An 18,947-nucleotide genomic window follows, 5' to 3' on the forward strand; every position below is an offset into this window, starting at 1 on the left:
AAGCAAACCCTATAATAAATAGGGTTTGCTAATTCTCAAAAAAAAATAACCAAAGTGTTCAATAAAAGTCCAAAGTCTTTTTTATAAATAACTAAACCACTATTCTAAAAATTTATAACGAAGTCCCAATTCAAAAACATCATTTGCAAAAGCACCTGAATTACCAATATAATTGGAATAGGACAAGAAGATTCCTAATTTTTCAAGTGAAATCCCAAAAGAACCTGAAATTACTTCATTCGTATGATACATGGCAGATATATTCATATGGTACTCGGGCATATTAAAATTTGTTCCTATATCTACTATATCCTTATATCCTCTGATCCCTCTAAAAGCGACAAGAGGTTCAATATTAAAATCATTGATCCTGCTGGATACATATAGCTTATAACTTATGGCAGAATAAAATACCTGATTGTCTACGTATCTTCTTTCACCATTATCATTTTCAAAAAAAACATTGTTTAAATTTGGAACAGCAGCCTGAATCGTTAATAATTTTGAGGTATATGAAATACCAAAATCCCCATCTAAAGCTCCGCCTTCATCAAAATTCTGAACCGAAGGATCGTCAATATTACCATTAATCTTGCTTTTATCAAGAGATAGAAATCGGGCTCCAAGCGAAAGTCCAAAATTTATTTTGCGATCCTCTCCGTCAATTGGCAAATGATAGGCAAAAGTTCCCAAAATTCTTGAGTTGGTAATCAAACCTGCTCTGTCACTATTAAAATTAAGACCGTAGGCAAGTCTGCTATCCGGATTATATTCAGCTGTTGCATACATTAGAACCGGATTTCCGGGTACCTGATCCCATTGTCTCTGATAGCCAATATTTAAATTCACACCTTTATTTAACCCCGCCATTGCAGGATTCCCTAAATATTGATTTTGGTAATACATGGCTTCAAATTTGTTTAATTGTGCATTAGCCAGGTTTGTAAACAAGAATAGTACACTCAAAAACGAGATTGGTCTCATAGCAAATAATCTCATAAATATTTTTTTACTTGTATTCATATCTATATGGTTATGATATAACAATTTTATTATTTTAACTTTTAACCCTGGGCTTTAATCCCCAAGCATGGTAATAAATCCTTTGATTTTAGGTAAATTATCTCCCAGATCAATCAGATAATAATAGGTATCATTGCTTAGCGGAGATCCGCTGTAAGATCCGTCCCATTCATTACTGTATGATTTTTTATAATATACTATTCGACCTGCTCTGTCATATACCGTTACAGTATTGTTTGGATATAGAAGGATGTCCTTAATTTCCCAGAAATCATTTTTTCCATCTCCATTTGGTGAGAGAATATTATTTGCTGTAACCTGATCCGGTGAAGCACCTTTATATACTGTAATGGTATAAGTTTCTTTTGTTACACCATCCTGAGCCGTGATTATTGTCTGAATGATATTCTCACCCAAGTTCAGCACTATTGGCATACTTGGAGCTGAATTTGAAACAGGTAATCCGTTTACAGTTATTTTGGATGCAGGATCTGTCACTGTAGGAGTAACTGTTATAGAGTTTACATCATATTTAACAGCTGCACTATAATTATAGACATCTGTTTGGAATTCCGGCGTTAATGTACCTTCACTAATCGTTAAATCAGATAAAGATGCAGTATCTGAACTCTCTTTTGTAATGTTCAGCAGGTACGTTTTCGTTGTTAAACCATCTGCCGAAGTCACTTTGATAACCATAATATTTTGCCCTGACAATAAAGAAACCGGCGTTATAGATCCACCATTTGAAATTGTAACTCCATTGATCGTTATTGTTGCCAAAGGATCATCAGATGCTACTGTTATTGTCTCTGTGTCAACGTTACTTCCTACAGTTACATTATATAAAAGTACATCTGGTGAGAAAGCAGGATTTAAAACCCCATTGTTAATAGTCAGACTTGCTAGGTTAACATCGTTTGGTGATGTTACAGTTAATATTCCGGTAACATAAGTAATACTATAATTAGAATCTACTGCATTACTTACCGTAATCGCATAAACTCCGGCTGGACTTGTTGCATTTGCAATTGTAGCAATAGTTGGTAATGCACTCAAACTTGCAGCAGTATCACCGTTTACAAAACCACTATAACTTGCAGTTAACGTAGGGTTCGGAGTACCATAGGCTCTTGTCTTATTATCTGCTGTAATAATTAAGGAAGCCGTTGTTACGGTTAGATTTCCATTGATATAGTTTATTACATAATTTGTACTTAATGCCCCACTCACTAGTATTGGATATGTACCAATAGTACTTCCTGTAACAGCTGTTGTAGTGATCGTTGGCGCAGTGGTCAAACTCGCTACCGTATCACCGTTTACAAATCCTGTATAACTAGCCGTCAAGGTTGGGTTTGCTGATCCGTATATTTTTGTTTGCGCATCTACCGTAATAGTCAAAGTTGCCTGAGTTACCGTCAAACTTCCTGCAACATAACTGATGATGTAATTATCATTTACCGCTCCAATTGCCGTGATCGGATACGTTCCAACAATGCTGGTGTTATCCGCTGTTGTAGAAATGGTTGGCGGAGTGATTAAACTTGTCGCCGTATCACCGTTTACGAATCCTGCATAACTTGCCGTCAAGGTTGGGTTTGCTGATCCATAAACTTTTGTTTGCGCATCAGCAGTAATAGTCAAAGCTGCCTGAGTTACCGTCAAACTTCCCGCAACATAACTGATTGTATAATTATCATTCACTGCACCAATTGCCGTGATCGGATACGTTCCTACAATGCTGGTGTTATCCGCTGTTGTACTTATGGTTGGCTGAGTTGTTAAACTCGCAACGGTATCACCGTTTACAAATCCTGCATAACTTGCCGTCAAGTTTGGGTTTGCTGATCCATATATTTTTGTTTGCGCATCAGCAGTAATGGTCAAAGTGGCTTGTGTTACCGTCAAACTTCCCGCAACATAGCTGATCGTATAATTATCATTTACAGCTCCGATTGCCGTGATTGGATAGCTTCCCACAATACTGGTGTTATCCGCTGTTGTGCTGATAGTTGGCTGAGTCGTTAAACTCGCAGCGGTATCACCGTTTACAAATCCGGCATAACTAGCCGTCAAGGTTGGGTTTGCTGATCCATATATTTTTGTTTGCGCATCAGCAGTAATGGTTAAAGTGGCTTGCGTTACAGTCAAACTTCCCGCAACATAGCTGATCGTATAATTATCATTTACAGCTCCTGTTGCCGTGATTGGATACGTTCCCACAATGCTTGTATTATCCGCTGTTGTGCTGATCGTTGGCTGAGTGGTTAGACTACTCGCAGTATCCCCGTTCACAAATCCAGTATAACTTGCCGTTAAGACTGGGTTTGCTGATCCATAGATTTTCGTTTGGTCATCAGCACTAATAGTCAAAGCTGCCTGAGTTACTGTCAAACTTCCCGCAACATAACTGATCGTGTAATTATCATTTACTGCACCAACAGCCGTGATCGGATACGTTCCTACAATGCTGGTGTTATCCGCTGTTGTGCTAATCGTTGGCTGAGTAGTTAAAGTCGTAGCGGTATCACCGTTTACAAATCCAGTATAACTTGCCGTCAAGACTGGGTTTGCTGATCCATATATTTTTGTTTGCGCATCAGCCGTAATAGTCAAAGCTGCCTGAGTTACTGTCAAATTTCCCGCAACATAACTGATCGTGTAATTATCATTTACTGCATCAACAGCCGTGATCGGGTATGTTCCCACAATGCTCGTATTATCTGCTGTTGTGCTGATCGTTGGCTGAGTAGTTAAGCTTGTCGCTGTATCACCGTTTACAAATCCAGTATAACTTGCCGTTAAGGTTGGGTTTGCTGATCCATATATTTTTGTCTGGGCATCGGCCGTAATAGTCAAAGTGGCTTGGGTTACCGTCAAACTTCCCGCAACATAACTGATCGTATAATTATCATTTACAGCTCCGATTGCCGTGATTGGATACGTTCCCACAATACTGGTGTTATCCGCTGTTGTGCTGATCGTTGGCTGAGTTGTTAAAGTCGCAGCGGTATCACCGTTTACAAATCCTGTATAACTTGCTGTTAAGGTCGGGTTTGCTGATCCGTAGATTTTCGTCTGCGCATCTGCCGTAATAGTCAAAGCTGCAGGATTAACTGTTAAAGTCCCATCAGTATAGGCGATCGTATAATTTGGACTAACTGCACCACTTGCTGTTACTGGATAGGATCCAACTGGGCTACTTTGAACAGCTGTCGTACTAATTGTTGGCAACGTGGTTAAACTGGTTTCAGTATCACCGTTTACAAATCCAACATAACTAACTGTCAAAGTAGGATTTACATCCCCGTATATTTTATTTTGATTATTTGCAACAATTGTCAATAAAGTTGTAGCAGTTACAGTCAGAGTTCCGTCAATATTAGTAATTATATAATTAGAATCTATTGCTCCACTTACTGCAATTGGATATGTTCCAACAGGACTTGCTATGGTCGCTGTTGTGGTAATTGTTGGCTGAGTCGTTAAACTCGCTGCCGTATCCCCATTTACAAATCCGGTATAACTTACTGTTAAGACAGGATTTGTATCTCCGTAAACTTTACTTTTATTGTCAGCTGTTACGGTCAAAGCCGCCTGGGTTACCGTCAAACTTCCCGCAACATAACTGATCGTGTAATTATCATTCACGGCACCAATTGCCGTGATCGGATACGTTCCTACAATGCTCGTGTTATCTGCTGTTGTAGTAATGGTTGGCTGAGTAGTTAAACTTGCTGTCGTATCACCATTTACAAATCCTGTATAACTTGCCGTTAAGACTGGGTTTGCAGATCCATAGATTTTTGTATGTGCATCGGCCGTAATAGTTAAAGTGGCCTTAGTTACTGTCAGATTTCCAGCTACATAACTGATCGTGTAATTATCATTTACCGCCCCTGTTGCCGTGATTGGATACGTTCCTACAATGCTCGTGTTATCTGCTGTTGTGCTGATCGTTGGCAGAGTGGTTAAACTCGCTGCCGTATCACCATTTACAAATCCTGCATAACTTGCCGTTAAGGTCGGGTTTGCTGATCCGTAGATTTTTGTCTGTGCATCAGCCGTAATAGTTAAAGTGGCCTTAGTTACCGTCAAACTTCCGGCCACATAACTGATCGTGTAATTATCATTTACAGCTCCGATTGCCGTGATTGGATACGTTCCTACAATGCTCGTGTTATCTGCTGTTGTAGTAATGGTTGGCTGAGTGGTTAAACTTGCTGCCGTATCACCATTTACAAATCCTGCATAACTTGCCGTTAAGGTCGGGTTTGCTGATCCATATATTTTTGTTTGTGCATCTGCTGTAATAGTCAAAGTGGCTTGCGTTACCGTCAAACTGCCCGCAACATAAGTGATGATGTAATTGTCATTTACAGCTCCTGTTGCCGTGATCGGATACGTTCCCACAATGCTGGTATTATCCGCTGTCGTACTGATTGTTGGCTGAGTGGTTAAACTTGCTGCCGTATCACCGTTTACAAATCCGGTATAACTTACTGTTAAGGCAGGATTTGTATCTCCGTAAACTTTACTTTTATTGTCAGCTGTTATAATCAAAGTGGCTTGCGTTACTGTCAGACTTCCGGCAACATAACTGATCGTGTAATTATCATTCACTGCCCCTGTTGCCGTGATCGGATACGTTCCTACAATGCTCGTGTTATCTGCTGTTGTGCTGATCGTTGGCTGAGTGGTTAAACTCGCTGCCGTATCACCATTTACAAATCCTGCATAACTTGCCGTTAAGGTCGGGTTTGCAGATCCATATATTTTTGTTTGCGCATCGGCTGTAATAGTTAAAGTGGCTTGCGTTACCGTCAAACTGCCCGCAACATAAGTGATGATGTAATTGTCATTTACAGCTCCTGTTGCCGTGATTGGATATGTTCCCACAATGCTCGTGTTATCTGCTGTTGTAGTAATGGTTGGCTGAGTAGTTAAACTTGCTGTCGTATCACCATTTACAAATCCTGCATAACTTGCCGTTAAGACTGGGTTTGCAGATCCATATATTTTTGTATGTGCATCAGCCGTAATAGTTAAAGTGGCCTTAGTTACCGTCAAACTTCCGGCCACATAACTGATCGTGTAATTATCATTTACAGCTCCGATTGCCGTGATTGGATACGTTCCTACAATGCTCGTGTTATCTGCTGTTGTAATAATGGTTGGCTGAGTAGTTAAACTTGCTGCCGTATCACCATTTACAAATCCTGTATAACTTGCCGTTAAGACTGGGTTTGCAGATCCATAGATTTTTGTATGTGCATCTGCTGTAATAGTCAAAGTGGCTTGCGTTACCGTAAAACTGCCCGCAACATAAGTGATGATGTAATTATCATTTACCGCCCCTGTTGCCGTGATTGGATATGTTCCCACAATACTGGTATTATCCGCTGTTGTAGTGATCGTTGGCTGAGTCGTTAAACTTGTCGCCGTATCACCGTTTACGAATCCTGCATAACTTGCCGTTAAGGTCGGGTTTGCAGATCCATATATTTTTGTCTGTGCATCGGCCGTAATAGTTAAAGTGGCTTGCGTTACTGTCAAACTGCCCGCAACATAACTGATCGTGTAATTATCATTCACTGCCCCTGTTGCCGTGATCGGATACGTTCCTACAATGCTCGTGTTATCTGCTGTTGTGCTGATCGTTGGCTGAGTGGTTAAACTCGCTGCCGTATCACCATTTACAAATCCTGCATAACTTGCCGTTAAGGTCGGGTTTGCAGATCCATATATTTTTGTTTGCGCATCGGCTGTAATAGTCAAAGTGGCTTGCGTTACCGTTAAACTGCCCGCAACATAAGTGATGATGTAATTGTCATTTACGGCTCCTGTTGCCGTGATTGGATATGTTCCCACAATGCTCGTGTTATCTGCTGTTGTAGTAATGGTTGGCTGAGTAGTTAAACTCGCTGCGGTATCTCCGTTGACAAATCCACTGTAACTTACAGTTAAAGTCGGATTGGCATCTGCGTAAGCTTTACTTTGATTATCCGCTGTGATGGTAAGTGTTACAGGTGTCACCGTCAAGGTTCCTGCAACATAACTAATGGTATAATTTGGATCTACTGCGCCACTTGCCGTAATCGAATACGTTCCGGCAGGACTTGCTGTAGCTGCTGTTGTAGTAATTGTTGGCGCTGTGGTTAAACTCGCTGCGGTATCTCCGTTTACAAATCCACTGTAACTTACCGTTAAAATTGGATTTGCATCTGCGTAAGCTTTAGTTTGATTATCCGCTGTGATGGTAAGCGCAACAGGTGTAACTGTACTTGAAACTGTAGATACATTAACAGTTGTCGCATTATTACTCGTTAAAACTACATCGCCTGAATAACTTCCTACCGGAGTCGCTTTTAATCTAATATATACTGGTGTAGATGCAATAATACCAGCTGCTCCAATTGTAACGGTACTTGCAAATGTGATATCGTCTGTACTTACTTCAAAACCTGAAGGTGGCGTAACTAAAATTCCTCCTGCCATATCTGTTCCGGAAACATTAAAAGTCCCCGATGTTGATGGAGTACCATAAGTTGTACTTAATGCAGATAAAGTTCCGGTTGCTACAATAGTTGGTTCGGTTCTGGTTACTGTTACTGTATAAGTATCAATTGTAGTACCATCCTGGGCCGTCACAATTGTGGTAATAACATTTGGACCAACGGCCAAAGCGATAGCTCCCGAAGCATTTCCGCTTACAACAGCAACTCCATTTACAGTTACTATTGCATTAGTATCTGTAGTCGTTGGTGTTACTGTTAAGCTCGTAATTGCATTGGCAACATTAGCCGTATATATAGTCGTACCTGTTGCAAAAACAGGGTTTAATGTACCTTGGCTTATAGCTAAATTGCTTAATGTTGCTAGATTATTAAGTGTTGTAACTCCGGCAGGATTTCCTGTACTTACTGTAGATAAATATAACTCATCAGTTGCTGAACCATTTCGCTCTACTACCATAAGCTGATAAGTAGTTCCTGGATTTAAACCCGTTATATTTACAGTTGTTCCTATACCATTGTAAATACAGTACCAACCTGATGTACCTATTTGAGTTCCAGCGCCAAAAGCAGCATTAGCCGTGTAAGCTGTATAATCTACAGGAACCGGGCTGCCACTTGCTCCGGCATACATAAATATTGTTCTTGAAGATCCATTACCATTTGTCCAGCTTGCTGTTGTTGTGGTACCTGTTGTTCCGGTAAAAATAACGTTAGTCGCCTGAACAATTGGTCCAAATAATGGGTTATTACGAAAAACGGATGTACTGCCAAATGTATAATTAGTTGCAGCTAAATCATTCTTTCCATCTCCATCAAAATCAGCAATTGCTATAGTATATGTATTGGGACGAATGGTAAAATCAACTTTAGATGCAAAATTAATAGAGGTGCCTAGAGGTGACGTATTACGCAAAATTGAAATAAAATTATCAACAGCGTTACGAGTTCCTATCGCTAATTCTGGATTTCCATCACCGTCTATATCTCCTATTGCGATACCTGTAGGATTTGAATTACATATAAAATCCGTTTTAGGGGCAAAATTTATATTCCCAACACCAGATGATATATTACGGAAAATCGACACTGAACTACTATCTCTATTAGGAACAGCTATATCTGCTTTACCATCATTATTAAGATCTCCTATTGCAACATTGTAAGGAGTTGTAGCAGTTGGAAAAGTACTTTGGCTTCCAAAACTAATAATACCACTTACAGATGTATTATGATATACTGATATTGTGTTAGCAGTAGAATTGGCTGTTACCACATCACCAAGACTATCTCCATCCAAATCTGCAATTGCCACAGCAACAGGATCAGTTCCAGTTGGAAAATCTAATTTAGAAGCAAAATTAATATTTCCAATTCCATTCGATGTATTTCGTAAAACTGATATCGAAGCATCACTTTTATTAGCTGTCACTAAATCAGCTTTTCCATCTCCATCAATGTCTCGAATAGCAACACTATAAGGATTTGTACCTGTTGGATAACGTGTAGATTGAATAGCAAAATCTATCGTAGCAATTGATGACGTATTTAAACAAATTTCAACATTATTAGAAGTACTAGATGTCACTGCTAAATCTAGCTTGCCATCACCATCCAAATCACCTGCCGCAATACCAAGAGGATTTACCGATACTATGGCGAAGTCTTTTTTAACCAAAAAAGAACTACCAGTAATAGAGCCACTTGTAGAGTTATTTTGGTGAATAGATATTCTTGTCGTGCCACCACCTGCAGCGTTAGTAAGTACCGCAATATCTGCTTTACCATCACCATTAAAATCACCTATTGTAATATTCACTGCAGTACCTGCATCTGAAAAGCCTACTTGATTTGAAATATCATCGATAGTTATATTTCCTTTACTTGGTGTAAAAGTTGTATGAAATGGAATCGCAGAATATCCCACTAAAACAGTCGCTCCATTTAATACTGATATAGGCTGGTAAGTTCCCCCAACAGGCACTGTAACCGTCAAGCTAGTTGTACTTGCAGCTGTAACAGTTGCCTGAGTAGCACCAAAAAACACAATATTTTCAGCTATTGTTGCACTAAACCCAGATCCGTTTATTGTTACTGTAGTCCCAATCGACCCACTAGTTGGACTAAAATTGGTTATAACTGGAGCCTGAGCAATAACTGATTGAAACACTGATAAAAGTGCGATCTAACAAAACAAAAATGATTTTCTTGTAAGTGTAAAAGTAAAGGTTCTAATCATGCTAAATAATTTTAAATGTTTAATCAAAAAATCACATATCAGATCTTAAATATTGAATTTAATACATAACCATTTTTATTGAGTTTAACCCTGTCACTCCTTGTTTCATTCTACAAAATAAAACATGGTACTCACAAAACAATTAATATTAAATGATAAACACTTAAGAATAAATATTATATGATAATCATTATTAATATTTTTACTAAGTCAAATATTATTGTTAATAGACTTTGTTTTTTACCACAATACGTTTTAAGAATAACAGTTTAAGACATTTTTTAAAATTTTATATTTTAGAAATATGTCCTGAATATCGATTCCTCAGAAGAGAAATGTTTTCATTCATTTTTAAATCAGGAATTATTAAAAAAGGCAATAAGTTTTAATTAGGTCCGTTACGCATACAACCCTTTTCTTCGAATAATTTCAGGCAAATTTTAATATCTCAACAGAGATGATTTTGATACATAAACAAGGTAAGTTGATAAAGAAGATAGATTTCAAACCTTAATAATGAAAACACTGAACAAACCTAAAACACTGATTATCATAAAATAAAGATAGATTAATTAATATGTGGTCACTTATCTATATTGTTTCATTTTATAACTTGAAACAATTTTAGAGATTTGAAATCATCTTATTTTTCTGAGAAATTAGAATATTAGTTTAATAATATTTTAGAAAAATTAATAAGATTATTTTAAGATGTGGAATGAGAATAATGGTTACCAGATCTTTTTAATACATAAAGACAACTATTTTTGAAACCATTCTTTCAAAAAGATTTTACAAATAAATTTTGTTTTTATTTAATTTATAAAAGTGAAATAAGAAACCTTTAAAATGGAAATTGCAACATATAAATTGGGTCCAAAATCTTAAAAGTTGATTAAAATCAGAGTTTCTTCTTTAAATAAATTGATTTACTGATATTAATTTTTACATTTGCGTTATTTTTATTTGTTCTAAATAGCTTTGAATTTATAAGCCACTTCTAGTAAATAAAACAACCTTAAACGAATTTAAAACAGTAAATACCTCAATATGAAAAAGAATATTTTTATCTCTTTTGCATTAGCCGCAACTTTATTTGTTAGTGCCCAACAAAAAAATATTTTACTAGAACAATCTTTTTGGAAAACGGCACCGGATGTCACCGCAGTCAAAAATGAAATAGCAAAAGGAAACAATCCATCAGAAGCCAATGCAAACGCTTTTGATGTTACAACAGTTGCTATCAACAATGATGCACCTCTGGCAAGTATAAAATTTTTACTGGATCAACCCGGAAATCCAGTTACTAAATCTACACATGACAATCGTATCTATTTGCACTGGGCTGCTTACAGAGGAAATACAGAACTGGTAGAATATCTTATCTATAAAGGATCTGATGTTAATTTTGAAGACAGTCACGGCACTACTCCGCTTGCTTTTGCAGCATCAAACGGATTATTAAATTCTGCGGTTTGCGAAGCCTTTTTTAAAGCTGGAGTAGATCCTAAGAAAAAATATTCTGATGGTGCAAACCTATTACTGATGTCAATTCCGTTTGATAAAGACCTGAAACTTACTGACTATTTCCTGACCAAAGGAATGTCTTTGAAAGATGTTGACAACAACGGAAATACTGCTTTTAATTATGCTGCGAGAACCGGAAATATAACTCTTTTGAAAAAACTATTAGAAAAAGGAGTTAAATACACTGATAATGCACTTATTATTGCGACACAGGGAAGCCGTAGAGAAACCAATACAATCGAAACTTACAAATACTTAGTTGAAGAAGTTAAAATTAAACCTACTGTTACCGGTAAATCTGGTGAAAATGTACTTCATCTTCTTGCCGGAAAACCAAACCAGACAGAAATAATCAATTACTTTTTGTCTAAAGGCGCAGATGTAAACAAAGTCGATAAAGAAGGAAACACTCCTTTGATGATTGCTGCCGGAGCCAGAGAAACTGCAGTTCTTGAACTATTGCTTTCAAAAGTAAAAAACATCAATTCGCAAAATCTAAAAGGAGAATCAGCCTTAACAATGGCCGTAAGATCAGGAAGTCCTGAGGCAGTTGCAATTCTTTTAAACAAAGGTGCAGATATAAACGTAAAAGATAAAGACGGAAATAATTTAGGATTATATCTGGTACAATCTTACAGACCAGCAGGCCGTGGTGAAGCAAATGCTGCAAAAGATCCTTTTGATGCCAAAGTAAAACTTCTACAGGAAAAAGGACTTAATCTTGCCACTGCGCAAAAAGACGGTAATACTTTATATCATTTCGCAATCGCTAAAAATGATCTTACTTTAGTTAAGAAATTAGCAAACCTGAATATCGACATCAATGCTAAAAACAAAGATGGTATGACTGCTTTGCACAAAGCTGCAATGATTGCAAAAGAGGATTCGATCTTAAAATATCTGGTTTCTATTGGTGCTAAAAAAGATATCAATACAGAATTTGATGAAAGTGCTTATGCACTGGCAAAAGAAAATGAATCATTAACTAAAAACAATGTTTCTGTAGAGTTTTTAAAATAGTTCCTGAGAGTTATTTACAAAAGGCAAAATTTACAGTTACCAATTAACAACTCAAAATTCAAAATTCATATATGAAATCAATATTTAAAACGGCACTTACAATCGCAATTATTTGTCTTATATCTTTTCAGGCAAATGCTCAGGCAAGCAAATACAAATGCATGCTGCAAATGGCCAATTATATGGGAGAAGGTGCTTACATAGTAGTTTCACTAATCAACCCTAGTGGTGAGTACGAAAAAACGCTTTACGTAATGGGCGACGATAAAAAATGGTACAAATCATTGAAAGAATGGAATAAATTTCAAACTCAAAAACCTGCTGATATCAGTGCCAGAACCGGAGCATCAGTTACAGGTGGAGATCGCAGCATTACTACAATCGAAATTGATGATTCTAAAATTAACAAAGGATATAAATTAAGATTTGAATCAGCAGTAGAAGATCAGAAATATTATGTAAGTGATCTTGAAATCCCTCTTACAACACAGGGGCTGGCTGATAAAACAGAAGGAAAAGGCTATATTAGATACGTTCGATTAAATAAGATTTAATAAATCGTTCTACAGCTTTGTTAAAATTGCCACAGAGTAAAAAGATTTTCATGCAGTACAAAAAAATCTGTAAGAGCCTTTTAATCTGTGGCAAAAAACCGCAATTACATTTCAATAGATTACACTTCATGACTCTTTCCTTTTGGCGTTACACACACTTAGCTCTGGCTTTGTTTTCTTCTTTATTCTTAATAGCAGCATCAGCAACAGGTATTATTCTAGCAGTAGATGCAATGCAGGAAAAAACACTTCCGTACCGGACAGCTGATTTCGACAAAATAACGCTGGCAGAAACTTTACCTGCATTAAAGAAAGCATATCCTGAAATAACCGAATTAAGTGTAGATCACAATCAATTTGTAACCCTGCAGGCAATTGATCAGGATGGCAACGATATCAATTCTTATATTGATGCCAAAACTGCCAAACCCTTAGGTAAACCAATAAAAAAAAGTGAATTTATTCAATGGGTTACCGGATTTCATCGTTCTTTATTTCTGCATGAAACCGGACGATTCGTTGTTGGGGTAATTTCTTTTTTATTGCTATTAATTGCTCTTTCAGGTTTTGCTTTAGTGCTGAACAGACAAAGAGGAATCCGTAATTTTTTCTCGAAAGTAGTCAAAGAATATTTTGCCCAGTATTATCATGTTGTATTAGGTAGACTCGCCTTGATTCCAATCCTGATTATAGCCCTTACCGGAACGTATTTATCCCTGGAAAGGTTCATTTTTTTTATGGATAAAGAAAAAAACGAGCAGCAAAAAACAACTCCTTCAAATCCGGCAGCTCTAAAAAAGGAAAAAGAAGAATCTATATTTACACATACACTTCTGGCTGATGTCAAAAAAATTGAGTTCCCTTTTACTGACGATCCCGAAGAATATTATATCATTGAGCTAAAAGACCGTGAAGTTGAAGTTAATCAGGTTACAGGCGCTGTTGTCACAGAAAAACGTTCTCCAATAAAGGTTCAGTTAGCTGATTTTAGTCTTAATCTTCATACCGGAAGAACAAATGCAATCTGGGCTTTTATACTTGCAATTGCAGCTATTAATATTCTGTTTTTTATTTATTCCGGTTTTGCGATTACATTAAAACGAAGATCCAGCCGAATAAAAAATAAATTCAAAGCCAGTGAAAGTGAATTTATACTTTTAGCAGGATCTGAAAACGGAAGCACCTTAAGATTTGCAAATGCCGTCCTGAAACAATTAATTGGTAGCGGTAAAAAAGCTTTTCTCTGTGAATTGAATAGTTTTACTGTTTTCCCAAAAGCACAGCATATTATCGTTTTTTCTTCAACACACGGATTGGGCGACGCTCCGTCTAACGGAAGTAAATTTATTTCTTTGTTGAACAAAAATCCACAAAAACAAAAAATCAACTATTCTGTAGTTGGGTTTGGTTCAAAAGCCTATCCTGATTTTTGTGAATTTGCTTTTGAAATTGACAAGCAATTAGCCCGTCAAAATTGGGCAGAACGCCTTTTAGAAGTACAGACAGTAAACGACAAATCGGCTGCTGAATTTGTAGAATGGATAAAATTATGGAGCAAAGAAACCGCAATTCCATTATCAACAACACCATCTTTGTACAATCATGTTCCTAAAGGTTTACAAAAACTGATGGTTTTAGATAAAACAATTGTCTCTGAGAACGAACAGACTTTTATATTGACTTTGAGAGCAAATATGCGAGCTAAATTCAATTCAGGTGATTTACTGGCCATTTATCCTGCAAACGATACCAGAGAACGCCTCTACTCTATTGGGAAACATTCCGGAAACATACAATTGGTCGTAAAATTGCATCCAAACGGATTAGGTTCTGAATTTTTAAACAATCTGATTCCGGGCAATGTTATCAAAGCCGGAATCATCAACAATAAAGCATTTCATTTTCCTGCAAAAGCGCAAAAAACAGCCTTAATCTCAAACGGAACGGGTATCGCTCCTTTTCTGGGAATGATTGAGCAAAATAAAACAAAAACTGAAACGCATTTATATGCCGGATTCAGAATGGAAACAGAAACTGTTTCCGGATACAAGAAGTTTACCGCAGAAATAATCCAGAAACAAAAACTAAAAAGTTTTCATCTCGCTCTGTCACGCGAAGCAGAACATTTTTATGTAATGGATTTAATCAAACGCGATACTGATTTCTTTATTGATCTATTACAACATGGAGGTGTCATCATGATTTGTGGTTCGCTTGCCATGCAAAAAGATGTTGAAGCAATACTGGAAAAATTATGTGCCGAAAGAAAAATAAAGAGCATTGCAGATTATAAAGACAATGGTCAATTATTAACGGATTGCTACTAGATTAAAAAAATTAATGCATAAATCAATCTTAAATAATTTTTTAATTCTGTTCGTAATTTGCGGAGTATCCTGCAACGCACAAGTTTTACGAAAAAGAACAACGCTGCTTATGGGCGGACGTTTTGATATTACAATCGTCGCAACAGATTCTCTTGCTGCAGAGCAAAATATCGATGAAGTTATAGCAGAAATTACCCGAATTGAAAATCTGATATCCGACTGGAAACCGAATTCGCAAGTTTCGCAAATCAATCAGAATGCGGGAATTAAACCCATAAAAGTCGATCGCGAAGTTTTTGAACTTACCCAAAGAGCCATACAATTTTCTAAAGCTACAAAGGGCGGCTTTGATGTGAGTTTTGCCGCAATGGACAGAATCTGGAAATTTGACGGATCAATGACCGAAATGCCTTCGGCGGAAGCCATACAAAAATCAGTAGAAAAAGTAGGGTATAAAAACATCATTTTAGATACAGTTCAGTCAACGATTTTTCTAAAATTAAAAGGAATGAAAATTGGTTTTGGCGCTTTGGGCGAAGGATATGCAACAGATAAATGCCGAAACATAATGCTCGCCAAAGGTATTAAAGCCGGAATTGTAAACGGTTCCGGAGATATGACCGCATGGGGAAAACAACCCAACGGAAAAGACTGGAATATTGGTATGACAAATCCGTTTCATCCAGATACATTATTTGCCGTAGTACCGCTAAATAATGGTGCCGTAACAACTTCAGGAAGTTATGAAAAGTTTGTTGTTTTTAATGGTAAACGATATTCACACATTATAAATCCTGCGACAGGGTATCCTGCAACTGGATTGTGCAGTGTATCTGTTTTTGGTCCCAACGCAGAAACAGCAAATGGTTTAAGTACCTCATTAATGGTTTTAGGACAAAAAGAAGGTCTTATGCTGCTAAAAAAATATCCGCAATACAGTTGCCTTATGATTACCGATAACGGTAAAATCGTGAAATCAAAAAACTTTAAAATCACGAAATTTAAGGCTAAATTATAGTTCATCATTTTGTTTGACTAATCTCCTGCTTTAGTCTGAGATTAAATAAAATATTAAGGGCTTTAGCTAAAATTCATAATTTGGCTAAAGCCTTTTTTTTAACATAACAATAAACTCCGGTTAAAACCCAATTCTATGAAGCTGAATTTTGTCTTTCATAATAATGCAAAAAATTCAAATTCCTTATTAACTGACATTTACAGAACAAAAATCCAACATTAGAACTTCTAATGTAATTCTAACAATCTTCTAATTCTTTTATTTAGATTAAATATAAACAATAACATAAGTTTGCGCCTTTATTGATAAGCAAATTAGTTATGAGGTTTTTAATATATGTTCTTTTGGTTGTGAATTTTTCTGTATGGTCTCAAACCGGAAAAATTACGGGAAAAGTAACTTTCGGAAGTTCTGAATCAGCATTTGGAGCTTCGGTAATGATTTCAGGAACACAAAAATTCGCTATAGTTGACAATCAGGGGCATTTTGAAATAAAAGGATTAGCATACGGCAATTATACTTTGGAAATTTCATCGCTCGAAGCTAAAACAAAAACTGCAAATTTAGTTTTAAATCGCCCTTCTCATCATATAAATATCTCATTAGAAAAAACAAATGATCCTAAAATCTTAAATGAAGTAGTTGTCAAGAAAACAACTGTAAAAAAAGAAATTATGGATAAAGGTTTCTCTGTAAATGTTATAGAAACCCAGGAAGCAGCAAAACGCAATATCCAGACCAATGATTTACTAAGTCAATCTGCAGGTGTTCGAATAAGACAAAACGGAGGATTGGGATCAAGCGTAAATTATAACCTAAACGGAATGTCAGGAAATGCTATCCGAATATTTATAGACGGAATCCCGATTTCTACTTACGGTTCATCATTTAATTTAAACAGTATTCCGCCCGCATTAATTGAAAGGATTGAAGTTTACAAAGGTGTAATTCCGGCACATTTAGCTGATGATGCATTAGGCGGTGCAATCAATTTAATATTAAAGAAAGGAGCAAAAAATACCCTAAGTGCTTCTGTTTCTTATGGCTCATTCAATACTGTTCAATCTAATTTTAATACAACTTACAGAGATAAAAACGGATTTACATTAAAAGGATCCGGATTTTACAATTACTCTGATAACGATTATGAAGTTTGGGGGAAATTTGTCTACAACATTTTACCTAACGGACGCTATGATTATGTAAGGGCAAAACGTTTTAACGATGCGTACAGGTCTTACGGCGGACGTATTGAAGCTGGTTTTACTGATGTAAACTGGGCAGACACGTTCTTAGTAGGTTTTAATGCCTCAGACGATTTTAATGAAATCCAGCACGGTCAGTCGATGACAAAACCATATAAAGGAAGATTTACCGAAGCAAATGCCCAAGTTGTAAGCTTAAATTATGCAAAAAAAGATTTTATTGTAAAAGGACTTGAGTTTACGGTAAACTCTGTAATGAGCCAAAGAAATCAGGTAATAAACGATACTGTAAAATGGAATTATAACTGGTTTGGAGAAAAAGCATTGGGTCTTTATGGTAATCCTATTTTATCTTCTACGGGCGCTCAGCAAGGAGCAAAAACAATTCAGCATATCGACAGTAAAATTTTTAGCACAAGAGGCGGTTTAAATTATACTTTAAATGACAACCACAAGTTTGTTTTTAGCAGTATGCTTTATACGGTTGACAGAAACGATTATGACGAATTATCACCATTAGCAAGCAGTTTTCTTCCAACAAGGGATCTTCAAAAAAGTGTTTTATCACTGGCATATGAACTTCAGGCTTTTGAATCGCGCTTAAGAACAAACATCTTCGGGAAACATTACGAACAAAGAACAGAACAAAGGGATCCCAGAATTGTTACAGAAAACGGACAGAATAATATCATTGAAGTAGTTTCGAAAAATACAACTTCATTTTATGGTTACGGATTGGCTACATCTTATTTTATAGTTCCAAAATTAATGTTTTCATTATCTGCCGAAAAAGCCATCAGACTTCCGTCTGAAAATGAAATATTTGGTAATCCGGGAGAAAATCTTACCGGCAACAGTTCTTTAAAACCGGAACAAAGCGACAACTTGAATGTAGGTCTTCGATTTGGTCCTTATAAAATCAACGATCACAAATTTTCATTTGGAGGATCCGGATTTTGGAGAAACGCAAAAGATAAAATCGTTCGTCAGATCAGCATTCGCCTTAATGAAGCATTGCAGTCATCGCCAGCAGTAAATTTAGGAAAAGCACAATCTTTAGGTTTCGAAGCTTCATTAGAATACTCTTATAACAGCAGGTTATTTGTCTCTATGAACATGTCAAAGTTCAATTCGCTTTTCAAAGATAAATACGACAGCAACGGTAATGTACTTCTTTATTATAATCAACAACTGCCAAACGAGCCTTATTTTACCGTTAACGGAAATGCACAATATAATTTAAAAGATATCATTCAGAAAAACTCAGAACTAAATCTCTATTACAACTTTGGTTACGTAGGCGAATTTTATACAACCTGGCTAGAAATAGACAAAACAACCTCTCAGTTTCCACATGACTTAGGTTTAAGTTACACATTTCCGGACAAAAGGTTTATAGTAAGTTTTGATGCTAAAAATATCACAGACGAACAGGTTTACGACAACTTCGCAGTTCAGAAACCCGGAAGAGCTTTTTATGTAAAACTGAATTATATACTCAACAAGTTTTAATCTA

Annotated in this window: 7 protein-coding genes; 5 read left to right on the forward strand and 2 right to left on the reverse strand. The window is 36.6% G+C overall.

The annotated features are described in order from the left end of the window. Positions 1–99: 99 nt before the first annotated feature. Both BXU01_RS13770 and BXU01_RS13775 read right to left on the reverse strand, forming a co-directional pair. Entirely contained in the window at positions 100–1,023 is a 924-nt protein-coding gene (locus BXU01_RS13770; protein ID WP_083693737.1) for a PorP/SprF family type IX secretion system membrane protein, read from the reverse strand. Positions 1,024–1,077: 54 nt separating this feature from the next. Further along, positions 1,078–9,711 (reverse strand): MBG domain-containing protein, encoded by an 8,634-nt coding sequence (locus tag BXU01_RS13775; RefSeq protein ID WP_083693738.1) that lies wholly within the window; start codon positions 9,709–9,711, stop codon positions 1,078–1,080. Positions 9,712–10,830: 1,119 nt separating this feature from the next. On the opposite strand from BXU01_RS13775, the gene BXU01_RS13780 reads away from it, so the two are divergent. From BXU01_RS13780 to BXU01_RS13800, 5 genes are all read left to right on the forward strand, one after another. Further along, positions 10,831–12,327, forward strand: a complete 1,497-nt coding sequence (locus tag BXU01_RS13780; RefSeq protein WP_083693739.1) for an ankyrin repeat domain-containing protein — start codon at positions 10,831–10,833, stop codon at positions 12,325–12,327. 71 nt (positions 12,328–12,398) lie between these two features. Next, positions 12,399–12,881 carry a DUF2271 domain-containing protein gene (locus BXU01_RS13785; protein WP_083693740.1) on the forward strand — a complete coding sequence of 161 codons (483 nt, stop codon included), beginning with the start codon at positions 12,399–12,401 and terminating at the stop codon, positions 12,879–12,881. Positions 12,882–13,009: 128 nt separating this feature from the next. Further along, entirely contained in the window at positions 13,010–15,208 is a 2,199-nt protein-coding gene (locus BXU01_RS13790; protein ID WP_083693972.1) for a PepSY domain-containing protein, read from the forward strand. Between the two features lie 13 nt (positions 15,209–15,221). Further along, a complete protein-coding gene (locus BXU01_RS13795; RefSeq protein WP_083693741.1) occupies positions 15,222–16,226 on the forward strand; it encodes an FAD:protein FMN transferase in 1,005 nt (334 codons plus the stop codon). Between the two features lie 320 nt (positions 16,227–16,546). After that, positions 16,547–18,943, forward strand: coding sequence for a TonB-dependent receptor domain-containing protein (locus tag BXU01_RS13800; protein ID WP_083693742.1), 2,397 nt, complete (start codon positions 16,547–16,549; stop codon positions 18,941–18,943). Positions 18,944–18,947: the final 4 nt, after the last annotated feature.

This window comes from [Flexibacter] sp. ATCC 35103, assembly GCF_001975985.1.
Classification (GTDB): Bacteria; Bacteroidota; Bacteroidia; order Flavobacteriales; family Flavobacteriaceae; genus Flavobacterium.